12 protein-coding genes are annotated in these 13,024 nt (G+C 72.6%); 5 read left to right on the top strand and 7 right to left on the bottom strand.

Going from position 1 to position 13,024, the window contains the following annotated elements; translation table 11 throughout:
* Positions 1 to 39: 39 nt before the first annotated feature.
* Positions 40 to 1,404 carry a glutamine synthetase family protein gene (locus tag VKK44_RS21110; protein ID WP_343442903.1) on the bottom strand — a complete coding sequence of 455 codons (1,365 nt, stop codon included), beginning with the start codon at positions 1,402 to 1,404 and terminating at the stop codon, positions 40 to 42.
* An 87-nt stretch (positions 1,405 to 1,491) separates the two neighbouring features.
* Here VKK44_RS21110 and VKK44_RS21115 point away from each other — a divergent pair, with 87 nt between their 5' ends.
* Complete coding sequence (locus tag VKK44_RS21115; RefSeq protein WP_343442905.1) at positions 1,492 to 2,670, top strand: PQQ-dependent sugar dehydrogenase; 1,179 nt, start codon at positions 1,492 to 1,494, stop codon at positions 2,668 to 2,670.
* Positions 2,671 to 2,704: 34 nt separating this feature from the next.
* Here VKK44_RS21115 and VKK44_RS21120 read toward each other — a convergent pair whose 3' ends face one another.
* Positions 2,705 to 2,923 (bottom strand): flavin reductase, encoded by a 219-nt coding sequence (locus tag VKK44_RS21120; RefSeq protein ID WP_343447846.1) that lies wholly within the window; start codon positions 2,921 to 2,923, stop codon positions 2,705 to 2,707.
* Between the two features lie 359 nt (positions 2,924 to 3,282).
* Between VKK44_RS21120 and VKK44_RS21125 the strand changes: the two genes are divergently transcribed.
* Both VKK44_RS21125 and VKK44_RS21130 read left to right on the top strand, forming a co-directional pair.
* Positions 3,283 to 4,083 carry a helix-turn-helix domain-containing protein gene (locus tag VKK44_RS21125; RefSeq protein WP_343442907.1) on the top strand — a complete coding sequence of 267 codons (801 nt, stop codon included), beginning with the start codon at positions 3,283 to 3,285 and terminating at the stop codon, positions 4,081 to 4,083.
* Complete coding sequence (locus VKK44_RS21130) at positions 4,074 to 4,268, top strand: DUF397 domain-containing protein (protein WP_343442909.1); 195 nt, start codon at positions 4,074 to 4,076, stop codon at positions 4,266 to 4,268. The genes VKK44_RS21125 and VKK44_RS21130 overlap by 10 nt, the downstream gene beginning before the upstream one ends.
* A gap of 103 nt (positions 4,269 to 4,371) precedes the next feature.
* On the opposite strand, the gene VKK44_RS21135 is transcribed toward VKK44_RS21130, so the two are convergent.
* The 5 genes from VKK44_RS21135 to pcaF form a co-directional block, all read right to left on the bottom strand.
* Complete coding sequence (locus tag VKK44_RS21135) at positions 4,372 to 5,943, bottom strand: amino acid permease (RefSeq protein ID WP_343442910.1); 1,572 nt, start codon at positions 5,941 to 5,943, stop codon at positions 4,372 to 4,374.
* 266 nt (positions 5,944 to 6,209) lie between these two features.
* Positions 6,210 to 6,710 carry a DUF456 domain-containing protein gene (locus VKK44_RS21140; protein ID WP_343442911.1) on the bottom strand — a complete coding sequence of 167 codons (501 nt, stop codon included), beginning with the start codon at positions 6,708 to 6,710 and terminating at the stop codon, positions 6,210 to 6,212.
* Positions 6,711 to 6,803: 93 nt separating this feature from the next.
* Positions 6,804 to 8,948, bottom strand: coding sequence for a putative bifunctional diguanylate cyclase/phosphodiesterase (locus tag VKK44_RS21145; RefSeq protein ID WP_343442912.1), 2,145 nt, complete (start codon positions 8,946 to 8,948; stop codon positions 6,804 to 6,806).
* A 6-nt stretch (positions 8,949 to 8,954) separates the two neighbouring features.
* A complete protein-coding gene (locus VKK44_RS21150) occupies positions 8,955 to 9,773 on the bottom strand; it encodes an SAM-dependent methyltransferase (RefSeq protein ID WP_343442913.1) in 819 nt (272 codons plus the stop codon).
* 115 nt (positions 9,774 to 9,888) lie between these two features.
* Positions 9,889 to 11,094, bottom strand: coding sequence for a 3-oxoadipyl-CoA thiolase (gene pcaF / locus VKK44_RS21155; protein ID WP_343442914.1), 1,206 nt, complete (start codon positions 11,092 to 11,094; stop codon positions 9,889 to 9,891).
* Positions 11,095 to 11,206: 112 nt separating this feature from the next.
* Here pcaF and VKK44_RS21160 point away from each other — a divergent pair, with 112 nt between their 5' ends.
* Positions 11,207 to 12,172, top strand: coding sequence for a glutathione S-transferase family protein (locus VKK44_RS21160; protein ID WP_343442915.1), 966 nt, complete (start codon positions 11,207 to 11,209; stop codon positions 12,170 to 12,172).
* Positions 12,165 to 12,812, top strand: coding sequence for a DUF998 domain-containing protein (locus VKK44_RS21165; RefSeq protein ID WP_343442916.1), 648 nt, complete (start codon positions 12,165 to 12,167; stop codon positions 12,810 to 12,812). The genes VKK44_RS21160 and VKK44_RS21165 overlap by 8 nt, the downstream gene beginning before the upstream one ends.
* Positions 12,813 to 13,024 lie beyond the last annotated feature (212 nt).

Raw genomic sequence — 13,024 nt, forward strand, 5'->3', positions numbered from 1 at the left:
AGCGAGCCGCACGTGCAAGATCGGCGAGGAGCGGCGGAGTCAGAGGCGTTCGAAGCCACGGATCAGCTCCCAGTCCGTGACGGCGGCGTCGAAGGCGGACAGCTCGACCTTCGCGTGGTTGGCGTAGTGGGCGACCACCTCGTCGCCGAACGCCTCCGGGGCGACCGTCGAGCGCTGCCAGAGGTCGAGCGCGTCGCGCAGCGTGGCGGGGACCCGCTCGGCGGCCGGATCGTCGTACGCGTTGCCGGTGCACTCCTCGGCCAACTCCAGCTCGTGCTCGATGCCGTACACCGCGCCGGCCACCAGCGCGGCGATCGCCAGGTACGGGTTGACGTCCGCCCCCGGCACCCGGTTCTCCACCCGCATCCCCTGCCCGTGCCCGACCAGCCGCAGCGCGCAGGTGCGGTTGTCGGTGCCCCAGCGCAGCGCGGTCGGCGCGAACGAGCCGGGCTGGTACCGCTTGTAGGAGTTGATGTTGGGGGCGAAGAGCAAACTGAACTCGCGCATCGTGGCGAGCAGCCCGGCCAGCACCCGCTGCCCGGTCACGCTCAGGTGCGCCGGCCCGTCGCCCAGCATCGCCGACGAGCCGGACGCGTCGCGCAACGAGAAGTGGATGTGGCAGGAGTTGCCCTCCCGCGCGTTCGGCTTCGCCATGAACGTGATCGCCATGCCCTCCTGGGCGGCGATCTCCTTCGCCCCGTTCTTGTAGATGACGTGGTGGTCGGCGCAGGCCACCGCCTCGTCGTACCGGAAGGCGATCTCGTGCTGGCCGAGGTTGCACTCGCCCTTCGCGCTCTCCGGCGTCAGCCCGGCGGCGGCCATCTCGGTGCGGATGCGGCGCAGCAGCGGCTCCACCCGGGCGGTGCCGAGCAGCGAGTAGTCCACGTTGTACTGGTTCGCCGGGGTCAGGTCGCGGTAGCCGCGCGACCACGCCTCCTCGTACGAGTCGCGGTAGAGCACGAACTCCAACTCGGTGCCGGCGTACGCGGTCAGCCCGTGCGCGGCCAGCCGGTCGAGCTGCCGGCGCAGGATCTGCCGGGGCGAGGCGACCACCGGCCCGGAGCCGTCCAGCCACTCCAGGTCGGCCAGCAGCAGCGCCGAACCGGGCTGCCACGGCATCCGGCGCAGCGTGTCCAGGTCGGGACGCATGGCGAAGTCGCCGTAGCCGCGTTCCCAGCTCGACATCGCGTACCCGTCGACGGTGTTCATGTCGACGTCCACGGCGAGCAGGTAGTTGCAGCCCTCGCTGCCGTCGGCGACCACGTTGTCGAGGAAGAACGGCGCGTGGAACCGCTTGCCCTGGAGGCGGCCCTGCATGTCGGTGAGGCCGAGCACCACCGTGTCGATCTCGCCCTCGGCGACGGCGACCCGCAACTGTTCCAGCGAGAGGGGCGTTCTACTCATCGGGGAGCCTCCATCACCAAGGTCTACTGGCAAACCGGATCACCGTCAATGCCCCGGTGGGACCGGGTGCGAAACCGGGGAGAGCGCATGCGTCGTCGGATCGTCGCGGCCGTCGCGACCGTCCTCGCGATCGGGCTGGGCGCCACCGACGCCCGCGCCGACCGGCAGCCCACCGCCGCCCCCGACCGCCCCGCCGTCGAGACGGCACCGCAGCCGGACCTGGTCGACCTGCGCCCGGCCGGCTTCGAACGACACGTCGACCGGCGGCCGGCGACCGGCTACGACCTGACGAACCCGCAGGTGGTCGCCACCGGGTTGGCGGTGCCCTGGGGGCTGGACTTCCTGCCCGACGGCAGCGCCCTGGTCACCCAGCGGGACCGGGGCACCGTCCTCCGGGTCCGCCCCGGCCGACCGGCCGAGCAGGTGGCCCGGATCGCCGACGTGGTCGCCGGCGGCGAGGCGGGCCTGCTCGGGCTCGCGGTCTCCCCCACCTACCGGCGGGACGGCTGGGTCTACGCCTGCTACACGACCGCCACCGACCTCCGCGTCGTCCGGTTCCGGCTGGCCGCGACGCCCGTCCCGCAGGTGCTGCTCAGCGGCATTCCCCGGGCCACCTTCCACGACGGCGGGCGGATCGCGTTCGGCCCCGACGGCATGCTCTACGCCGGCGTCGGCGACGCCGGGGTGCCGGCCCGCGCCCAGGACCTGACCAGCCGCAACGGCAAGATCCTGCGGATCCGCCCGGACGGCGGGACACCGGCGGGCAACCCGTTCCCCGGCTCGCCGGTCTACAGCTACGGCCACCGCAACGTGCAGGGGCTGGCCTGGGACCGGCACGGCCGGCTGTTCGCCACCGAGTTCGGGCAGAGCACGTGGGACGAGGTGAACCGGATCGTGCCGGGCGGCAACTACGGCTGGCCGATCGTCGAGGGCATCGCCGGTGACCCCCGCTTCCGGGACCCGGTCGTGGTCTGGCCGCCGGCGCAGGCGTCGCCGAGCGGCGCGGCGTTCACCCGGGGCACGCTCTACGTGGCCGCGCTGCGCGGCACCCGGCTCTGGACCGTGCCGGTCGACCACGACGGCACGGTCGGCGTACCGGTGGCGGAGCTGGTCGGCGGCTACGGCCGCCTGCGTACCGTCGCGGTCGCCCCCGACGGCGCGCTCTGGGTGACCACCAGCAACCGCGAGCCGCGCGGCGTCCCACCGGCGGCCGACGACGACCGCATCCTCCGCTTCCCGCTCACCCACCGTCAGCCCCCGGCCTAGACCTCCCGGGTACGCGGACAGCCGCCGGTCGGCGTCAGTCACGCGCCCGCGCCCAGGCCAGGAAACGGTGGTGCAGGTCCGGCACATGACCCGGGTTCAACCGGGCGAGGTGTTCCGTCGCCTCGGCCATCACGACGCCCAGGTAGAGCAGCAGCCCGACGCGGTCGTCCCGGTACTCGACGAGCAGCGACAGCCGCGCCGGCTGGCAGGGCCACTCCGCGCCGCAGTTGCGGCACCGCCACAGCGGGCGCATGGGCACGTGTGGAACCCGGCGGCGTCCCGTCACCGCAGCCGGCGGACGGCCACCCGCGCGCCCCGTCGCGGGTCGGCGGAAGGAGCCCCCGTCCGGTCCCGCTCCGGCCCTTCGACGTGCACCCGCATGTCAACCTCCTCGCCGTGGTTGGAGGGGGCCGCCCGGCATCGTCGGGACCGGGCGGCCCCGGGCTGGAACCCGCCCGCGCCTGACTGCGGCGAGCGGATCCGCCTACGTGACAGTCTGTTGGCCACACCGCTACGGTCGGAAGGCATCGAGCCTGGCCACGACGCGCCTGTGCGGGCTCAGCACGGCCAGCGGATGTCGAGTGAATCTCGGGTCAAATCTGTGGAGGAGTTGTGGCAGAGCCGACAGCGGAGTTGATTCGGGCACAGATCCGCCGGCTGCGGAACGCGGCCGGCCTCAGTCAGGAGGAGTTCGGCAGGCTGGTGCACTACTCCGCCTCGATGGTGTCGGCCGTCGAGACCGGCGGGCGTCCGTACGACCGTCTTTTCCTGGCCCGCGCCGACGAAGCTCTGCACTCCGGCGGACTGCTGGTCGCCCTGCTCAAGATTGCCGAGCGGGACGGTCTGCCGTCGTGGCTCAGGCCGTGGCTGGACGCGGAGCGCGGCGCCCGACAGCTTCGGTGTTTCCATCCGACACTCATCCCGGCCCTGCTCCAGACCGAGAACTACGCCCGCGCAGTCATTCGTTGCGACGGTCTGCTCACCGATACCGAGGTGGATCGTCGGGTGACAGCGCGGATGGATCGCCAGGACGTGCTGCGACAGGAGAACCCGCCGCAGCTCGTGGTCGTGTTCGACGAAGGCGTGTTGCACCGACATGACGAGAGCTTCCGGGGCCTGCTGTCCCAGCAGATCGAGCACCTGATCGCATGTGCGGAGCGTCCCCACGTCAGCGTCCACATACTTCCGCTGCATGTCGGGCTGCACATCGGCATGTCCGGTCCGTTCACCCTCGCCCGCGACGAGGAGGGCGGCTGGGTCGCCAGCATGGAGTGTCAGCTCACCACGAGTGTGATCGACGGCGATGCCGACGTCGCTACTCTTCTGTCGCGGTGGGAGATGATCCGGAGCGAAGCGTTGCCCCGCCGGCAGTCGATCGAACTCTTGAAAGAGGTGGTGACCTCATGGACCTGAGCGACGCGACCTGGCACAAGGCGACTCGCAGCGGCAATACGGACTGCGTGGAAGTCGCCGACAACCTGCCGGGCGTGGTGCTGGTGCGTGACACGAAGGACCGCGACGGCGGCACCCTCCACATCGACCCGTCGTCGTGGCGCTCGTTCGTCACCCTGGCACGGCAGTTCCACGCCGCCACCTGATCGCGGAGCCCACAGCGTCGGTGGAACGCCATGGACCTCTCAAGGCTGTTCTGACCGCCATGACGTTCCACCGACCGACCCGCCGGCACGGCGGGGCCGGCGGTCAGGAGGGTGGCGTGGGGGTGTCGGGGGTGGTCTGCTCGACGGTGCGGCGGGGGCCGGTGAACCAGGTGCGGGCCGAGGCGTACCACCAGATCGCGACGCCGAGCAGCACGCCGCCGATCGCGAGCGGCGCGTAGTTCACCGCGGTCCAACTGAAGTCGGGATTGCCCGGCACGCCGGCCGGGACGATCGGCAGCACGAAGTAGACCGAGATGACGGCGATCTCCACCACGGCGATCCAGCCGAGCAGCCGGTAGCGGCGGCCGAGCGTCCACGGGCCCGGGACGAACCGGTCGCCCATCCGCAGCCGCAGGAAGATCGGGATGATGAAGGACAGGTAGAGCCCGATCACCGCCACCGACACCACCGCGTAGAACGCGACCGGGATGCCGCCGCGCTGGTAGAGCGCGGGCAGCGTGAGCACCAGCCCGGCCAGCGTGGCGCCGATGATGGCGTTGACCGGCGTGCCGTTGCGGTTGACAGTCGACCAGAGCCGCCAGCCGGGCACCGCCCGGTCCCGGCTGAACGCGTACGCCATCCGCGACATCGAGGTCACGCAGCTCATCCCGCAGAAGAACTGCCCGATGGTGGAGATGATGATGACCGTCTTGAAGAAGAACGGGGTCAGCGCCGTGGAGAAGATCGCCCCGGAGAAGCCACCCGCGTCGTTGATCGCGTCCACGTCGGTGGCGGCGAACAGGAACGCGAGCAGCAGGATCCAGCCGCCCACGGCGGAATAGAAGATCGACCGCCAGAGCCCCTGTGCGGCGGCCTTGGACGCGCCCCGGGTCTCCTCGGAGACGTGCGCGCAGGCGTCGAAGCCGGTGATCGTGTACTGCGTCAGCAGGAAGCCCAGCGGCAGCACGTAGAACCAGAACGTCAGCCCGCCGCTGTCCCCGTCGCCGAAGCCGGAGTTGTTGAACCGCTCGGTGAACACGAAGCGGAAACTCTGGTGGTCGTCCGGGACCAGGACCAGGATCAGCACCACCACGGCCGCGCCGGCCACGTGCCACCAGACCGAGACGTTCTGGAGTACGTCGATGATGCGGTGCCCGTAGATGTTGATCAGGCCGTGCAGCGCGAGGATCACCACGAACAGCCCGAACGTCTGGTGGCCGGTGCCGGCCCAGCCGTCGACGAGCGCCGACAACGTCAGGTTGAGGAACGTGGCGCAGCCGTAGTCGACCGAGGCGGTGACCGCGACCAGCCCGATCAGGTTGAGCCAGCCGGTGAACCAGCCGTGCACCGGCCGGCCCATGGTCGCCGCCCACCAGTAGATCCCGCCCGCGGTCGGGTACGCGGAGACCAGCTCGGCCAGGCAGAACCCGATGACCAGGATGAACATCGAGATCAGCGGCCAGCCCCAGGACACGGCGACCGGGCCGCCGTTGTTCCACGCCTGGCCGAACGTGGTGAAGCAGCCGGCCAGGATCGAGATGATCGAGAACGAGATGGCGAAGTTGGAGAAGCCGCTCCACTTGCGGCGCAGCTCCTGCTTGTAACCGAGTTCGGCGAGTCGTCGGGCGTCGTCGTCCATCGGCTGCTCGGCGGTCGGCGCGGGCGTCGTGGCCACTGCACACCTCCTCGAGGCGAGTGCTCGCAGTCTGCTCCCGCCGATCAAGGTGGTCAATACGCGTACCGGTTAAATGCGTTGTCCCGTCGACCCGCCCGGGGCATCCTGGGAGCTGTGACCAGGCCCGACCCGACGGGCCGGCACCGGGCGCTCGGCAACGCCCGGTTCGCGGCGGCGCGCGGCGTCCACCTCTCTCTCACTGAAGTACGGCGTTGCGCCGTACCCCCGGACGCCCGCGCCGCCGCACTCCCGGGTCGGGCGGCGGCTCAGGCGAACAGCAGGCCCGCCACCCAGAGCGCGGCGATCACCATGCCCGCCATGAACTCGACAAGCATGGACAGGCCGGCCGCCTTGAGTGCCTGCACGGTGGCCGGCCAGGCCAGCCGGTTGCTGCCCAGCCGCAGCAGCTCCGCGCCCCAGATCCCGGCGACGAAGCCGATCGGCAACCCGATCACCGGGATGACGAAGAACCCGACCACGCCGAGCAACGCGCCGGCCAGCAGCGACCTGGTGGGCACGCCGGTCCGCTTCAGGTTCCGCCCCGGCCAGAGGTACTTGACCACGGTGCCACCGGCGGCGACCACGGTCGCGGCGGCGAGCACCGCCCAGCGGCCCGGGCCGGCGTCGCCGAACAGCGCCCACACCAGCACGCCGCCCCAGCACAGCGGCAGCGCCGGCAGGCCGGGCACCACCACGCCGGCCAGCCCGGCCAGGATCGCCAGCGCGGCGACCACCGACACCACGGCCTGCGAATCGGTCAGACTCACGAGTTCTCTCTCTTCTCTGCGCGGGCGCTGCGTAAACCGAGATGTTAAGAGGGGGCCCCGCCTCTACCGGAGGCGTTAACAGGGGGCCCTTCCTTACCCCGCCAGGCGGGCGCGGATGGCGTCGGCGGGCATCGGGGGGCCGAACCAGCGGCCCTGGCCGGTGTCACAGCGCAACGCCCGCAACCGCTCGGCCTGCACCTCGGTCTCCACCGCCTCGGCCGTCACCGACAGCTCCAACGCGTGCGCCAGCCGGACCAGCGCGTCGACGATCCGCTCGTCGCGGTGGTCGGCGACCGCGCCGTCACCGCGGATGCCCTCGACGAACGGGCCGGCCAGCTTCACGCAGTGGATCGGCAGCCGCCGCAGGTACGCCAGGTTCGAGTAGCCGGTGCCGAAGTCGTCGATGGCCAGCCGCAACCCGAGGTCGGCGAGCTGGTGCAGGGCGCGCAGCGGCTCGCCCGCGCTGCCCATCACCGCGCTCTCGGTCAACTCGAGCTGGAGCAGCTCGGCGGGGAGGCCGGTGTGCTGCAACGCCTGCGCCACGGTCTCCACGATGGCCGGGTCGTCGGCCTGCCGGGCGGCCAGGTTGACGCTGACCACCGGCGTCGACTCGGGGAAGGCGCGCCGCCACGCCTCGGCGTCCCGGCACGCCTGGCGCAGCACCCAGGCGCCGAGCCGGACGATGAGACCGGTTTCCTCGGCCAGGCCGATGAAGCGGTCCGGCCCGAGCAACCCCAGCTCCGGGTGCTGCCAGCGGACCAGCGCCTCGACCGCCACCATCGTGCCGTCCAGCAGGGACACGATGGGCTGGTAGTGCAGCACGAACTCGCCCCGGTCCAGCGCGGCGGGCAGGTTGGCGGCGAGCGCGGACCGGGCGATGTCGGCGGCGCTGCGCTCCGGGTCGTACACCGCCCAGCGGCCCCGCCCCTCGGCCTTGGCCCAGTAGAGCGTGGTGTCGGCGGCCTTCATCAGCTCCCCGGCGCTGGTCTCCGCCGCCGGGCAGTCCACGATGCCGATGCTGGCCGAGACGGCGAGCTGCTGGTCGGCGACGTGCACCGGGGCGGAGACTGCCGCGAGCGCCAGCTCGGCCACCTCCACCGCGTCGTCGAGACCGCCGCCGGAGTCGACCAGGATGACGAACTCGTCGCCGCCCATCCGGGCCACCAGGTGGCCACGGCCGGCCACGCAGTCGCTGAGTCGCCGGGCGATGACCTGGAGCAGCCGGTCGCCGAGGTCGTGACCGAGACTGTCGTTGACCGCCTTGAACCCGTCCAGGTCGATGAAGCAGAGCCCGACGCGCTGCTCGGGCCTGGCCGCGGCGAAGACGTCGCCGAGTGTCTCGAAGAACAGCGTCCGGTTGGGCAGACCGGTCAGCGGGTCGTGCAGCGCCTGGAAACGCAGCCGCTTCTGCAACTCGTACCGCTGGGTGATGTCCTCGATCATGGCGACGGTGAACCGGGGTCGGCCGTCGTCGTACCGGATCAGCGACACGGCCAGGTCGGTCCAGACCACGCTGCCGCCCTTGCGGTAGTAGCGCTTCTCCACCCGGACGCTGTCCCGTTTGCCCTCGATCAGCTCCTGGTAGAGCTCCCACATGCCGGCCGCGTCGTCGGCGTACGCCAACGCGGACACGTTCATCTGCCGCATCTCCGCCACGGTGTAGCCGAGCATGTCCGCGAAGGACTGGTTGACCTCGATGATGTGCCCGTCCACACCGGCGATGCCGATGCCGATGGCGGCGCCGGTGAAGACCGCCCGGAACCGCGCCTCGCTGTCCCGCAACGCCTGCTCGACGGCGTCCCGGGCCTGCCAGGCGGAGCGGGCGATCCGCTCCTGCTGGCTGAACACCCGGTCCCGCAGCGCGCGGCTGAACCCGGCGGCGACCGCGCCCTGCAACGACGCGATCCGTTCCCGCAGCTCGGGCACCTCCTCCCGGGCCGGCAGCACCCAGGGCAGGAACCGGTCGCCGAGCGCCTGCACCGACCAGTCGAGCACGCCGGGCTCGGTCAGGTGCGCCTCCACCAGAGCCCGCCCCACCTCCTCCGCCGGCCGGGCGGAGAAGGCGGGCGCCAGCGACGCGCGGGCCAGCCGCTCGGTGAGCGACACCAGCAGGTGCTCGGTCTCGGCCGCGCTCAGCGGCACGAAACCGATGCGCCGCACCGCCCGGGCCCACTCGGCGGCGTACGCCGTGGCGCCGGGACGGCTGAGGTCATCCCCGACGGGCTCCGGGGCGGGCACGTCGGTTCACCCGGCAGCGCGGTCGTGCCGGGCGACGCCGCCGAACGCCCCGAAACGTTCCGGGTGCTCGTCCACGTCCGAGGGCGAGTCGGGCCGCCAGAGCGGCATGTGCACCACACCCGGTTCGAGGACCGTCCAGTCACCGAAGAAGCCGGTGATCTCGGCCCGCGAGCGGAGCGTGATCTCGGTGGCGGTACGCGCCGACAGCCGCTGCGCGTCGAGCATCTCCTGCGGCTGGTCCTCGAACGTGGAGTGCGAGATCACCAGGAAGCTGCCCGGCGCGGCGGCGGCCCGCAGGGTGGCCAGGATGTCGGCCGGGCGGTCGGCGTCCGGCACGAAGTGCACCACGCCGGCGAGCAGGATGCCCAGCGGCCGGTCGAAGTCGATCAGGCCGCCGGCCCGGGCCTGGTCCAGGATCAGCTTCGGCTCGCGCAGGTCGGCCAGGAGCGCGGTGGCCCGGTCGTTGCCGGCCAGCAGCTCGTGGCTGTGCGCCACCGCCACCGGGTCGATGTCGACGTAGACGATCCGGGCCTCGGGATTCGCGGCCTGGGCGACCTCGTGCACGTTGCCGACGGTGGGGATGCCGGAGCCGATGTCGAGGAACTGGTCGATGCCGGCGTCGAGCAGCACCCGCACGGCCCGGCGCAGGAACTCCCGCCCGGAGCGCATGGTGGCCGCCAGGTTCGGCGTCATGGCCGCGATCTGCTCGGCGAGCTGCCGGTCGATCTCGAAGTTGTGCGCCCCGCCGAGGAAGTAGTCGTAGACCCGGGCGGCGCTGGGCCGGCTCAGGTCGATCCCGGCGGGAGGTCCGTCCGACGTCTGCATCGCGCGATCTCCCCGGTCGTCGCCCGCCTGGCGAGGCGGATCATGTGGTCCAGCCCACTCTATGCGCGCCGGACCAGGTACGGGAGATCCACTTCTCGGATGCCGCCGACCGCTCTCAGCCGGCCGACTCCAGCAGCAGCGAGATGCCCTGCCCGACGCCGACGCACATCGTCGCCAGCGCCCGCCGGCCGCCCCGCCGCCGCAACTCCAGCGCGGCGGTCAACGCCAGTCGGGCGCCGCTCGCGCCGAGCGGGTGGCCCAGCGCGATGGCCCCGCCGTTCGGGTTGACGTGCTCGGCGTCCTCCGGCAGGCCCAGCTCCCGCAGCACCGCCACGGACTGCGCGGCGAACGCCTCGTTCAGCTCGATGACGTCGACGTCGGCCAGCGTGAGGCCCTGCCGGTCGAGCAGCTTCCGGGTGGCCGGCACCGGCCCGACGCCCATGATCCGTGGCGGTACGCCGGCCGCCGCCGCGCCGCGTACCCGGGCCAGCGGGGTGAGGCCGTAGCGCTCGACGGCCGCCGCGGAGGCGACCAGCAGCGCCACCGCGCCGTCGTTGACGCCGGAGGAGTTGCCGGCGGTCACCGTGCCGCCGTCGCGGAACGGGGTGGGCAGCGCGGCCAGCTTCTCCGGCGTGGTCTCCCGGGGGTGCTCGTCGACCTCGACCAGCTTCGTCTCCCGCCTGCCGGCCGGCACGGTGACGCCGACGATCTCCTCGGCCAGCCGGCCGTCGGCCTGTGCCTTGGCGGCCCGCTGCTGCGAGCGGTACGCGAACGCGTCCTGCGCGGCGCGGTCCACGCCGAACTCGGCGGCCACGTTCTCCGCCGTCTCCGGCATCGAGTCGATGCCCCACCCGCGCTCCATCAGCGGGTTGACCAGCCGCCAACCGATGGTGGTGTCGTAGACCTCGGCGGTGCGGGAGAACGGGGTGGTCGCCTTCGGCATCACGAACGGCGCGCGGCTCATGCTCTCCACGCCGCCGGCCACCACCAGGTCGGCGTCCCCGGCGACGATCGCGCGGGCGGCGGAGGCGAGCGCGTCCAGGCCGGAGCCGCAGAGCCGGTTGACGGTGCTGCCCGGCACCTCCGCCGGCAGGCCACCGAGCAGCGCGGCCATCCGGGCCACGTTGCGGTTGTCCTCGCCGGCCTGGTTGGCGCAGCCCAGGATCACGTCGTCGGTGCGGGCCCAGTCGACCGACGGGTGCCGCGTCACCAGCTCGCGGATCACGTGCGCGGCGAGGTCGTCGGGGCGGACCCCGGCGAGGGCGCCGGCGTACCGGCCGATCGGGGTGCGGACTCCGGCAACGAGGTAGGCCACGGTCATCGCGCGCACGTCCTTCGGGGGTGGGAAGGGGTCGGTCGGCGGCGGCCCGGCGGGTCGCGCCGGGGTGCCACGGCGCCAGGATATCCGCGCCCGGAGCGGATAGGTTGGCGGCATGGCCGGGGCCCAGTTCAGCGCAGAGACAAGTGGCGGCGGTTCGTTCGTCCGCCAACCCAACCGGTTCACCGGGCGGGTCACCCCGCACTCCACCTCGCCGGAGGGCGGCGGTCCCGACGATCAGGGACGCTGGCCGCTGGAGGCGGGCCGCTACCGGCTGATCTGGTGCCGGGCCTGCCCGTGGGCGCACCGGGCCCGGATCGTGCGCGGCCTGCTCGGCCTGGACGAGGTGATCTCGCTGGGCACGGTGGACCCGATCCGGGACGAGCGGGGCTGGCGGTTCGCGCTGGACCCGGACGGTTTCGACCCGGTGCTGGGCGTCGGTTTCCTCTCCGAGGCGTACCTGGCCACCGACCCGGACTACACCGGCCGGGTGACCGTGCCGGCGCTCGTCGACACGCTGACCGGTCGGGTGGTCACCAACGACTACCCGCAGCTCACACTCGACCTCTCGACCGAGTGGCGGCGGTTCCACGCGCCGGACGCGCCGGACCTGTACCCGGTCGAGCTGCGCCCGGAGATGGACGCGCTGATGGCGGAGATCCACTCCGACGTCAACAACGGCGTCTACCGGTGCGGCTTCGCCACCTCGCAGGCGGCGTACGACGAGGCGTACACCGCGCTGTTCGCCCGGCTGGACGCGCTGGGCGAGCGGCTGGCCGGGCGGCGCTACCTGATGGGGGACGCGATCACCGAGGCGGACGTGCGGCTGTTCACCACGCTGGTCCGCTTCGACGTGGCGTACCACGGGCACTTCAAGTGCAACCGGCAGAAGCTGACCGAGATGCCGGTGCTGTGGGCGTACGCCCGGGACCTGTTCCAGACGCCGGGCTTCGGCGAGACGGTGGACTTCGACCACATCAAGCGGCACTACTACGCCACCCACGACATGATCAACCCGACCCGGATCGTGCCGCTCGGTCCGGACCTGGCCGGCTGGACCACGCCGCACGGGCGTGGCTGACCGCACGCCGCGCCGGGTCGCCGCCGCCGGAGCCGCCGCCTGCGTGGTGGCCGGCGCGGTAGCGGTTACGGTCGCCGTCGTCGCCGGTCCGGGCCCGGGCCCGACCGGGTACGTCAGCGAGGCCGGGGTCGCCGACAGCGGGTACGCCGGGGCGTACCGGATCGGGATCTTCACGCTGACGGCGGCGTTGCTGCTGCTCGCCGGCGCGCTGCCGGCGGCGGCGCGGGCGGCGTCCGTGCTGCTCGGCGCCGGCGCGGTCGGCACGGCGCTCTCCGGCACGGTGACGTGCAGCGCCGGCTGCCCGCTGCCGCCGTTCGAGGCCGCCACGGTGGCCGACCTGGTGCACGGCGGGGCCAGCATCGCGGCCACCGCGGCGGTGGTCTTCGCGATGCTGGCGCTGCTGCTCGCCCCCGCCACCGCCGCGGCGCTGCGCCGGGTCGCCGCGGTCGGCGTGGCGCTGGCGCTGCCGCTGGCCGGCGCGGTCGGGCTGGCCATGCTGCTGGTCGGTCGGGGCGCGCTGGTGGGGGTGCTGGAGCGGCTGCTGCTGGCGGTGGCCGCCGGGTGGGGCCTGGCCACCGCCGTGGTGCTCGCAAGGAGGGGCCCCCTGTTGACGCCTGGGCGGTGGAAAGGGCCCCGCTAACCGGCAGATGTTAAAAAGGGGCCTCTCCTTCACCACATCCGCTGTAAGGGGCGTCACGGGAAACGGTCCTTCCGATGGGGCGGGGCGCGGGAGTAGCGTGGGCCGGCGATGACCAATGTCTGGTGCCTCACCGAGCGCCTGTACGTCGACCTCCGACGGCAGGCCAGCGGCGTCTGTCCGGCGTAGCTCCGCTACCCCGACGCCCACCTTCC

The sequence above is a fragment of the Micromonospora sp. DSM 45708 genome (assembly GCF_039566955.1).
Taxonomy (GTDB): domain Bacteria; phylum Actinomycetota; class Actinomycetes; order Mycobacteriales; family Micromonosporaceae; genus Micromonospora.

Bases quoted from the DNA above. Each gene is read 5' to 3' on its own strand.
- VKK44_RS21110 (WP_343442903.1), bottom strand. From the start codon at position 1,404: ATGAGTAGAACGCCCCTCTCGCTGGAACAGTTGCGGGTCGCCGTCGCC.
- VKK44_RS21115 (WP_343442905.1), top strand. From the start codon at position 1,492: ATGCGTCGTCGGATCGTCGCGGCCGTCGCGACCGTCCTCGCGATCGGG.
- VKK44_RS21120 (WP_343447846.1), bottom strand. From the start codon at position 2,923: ATGCGCCCGCTGTGGCGGTGCCGCAACTGCGGCGCGGAGTGGCCCTGC.
- VKK44_RS21130 (WP_343442909.1), top strand. From the start codon at position 4,074: ATGGACCTGAGCGACGCGACCTGGCACAAGGCGACTCGCAGCGGCAAT.
- VKK44_RS21150 (WP_343442913.1), bottom strand. From the start codon at position 9,773: ATGCAGACGTCGGACGGACCTCCCGCCGGGATCGACCTGAGCCGGCCC.
- pcaF (WP_343442914.1), bottom strand. From the start codon at position 11,094: ATGACCGTGGCCTACCTCGTTGCCGGAGTCCGCACCCCGATCGGCCGG.
- VKK44_RS21160 (WP_343442915.1), top strand. From the start codon at position 11,207: ATGGCCGGGGCCCAGTTCAGCGCAGAGACAAGTGGCGGCGGTTCGTTC.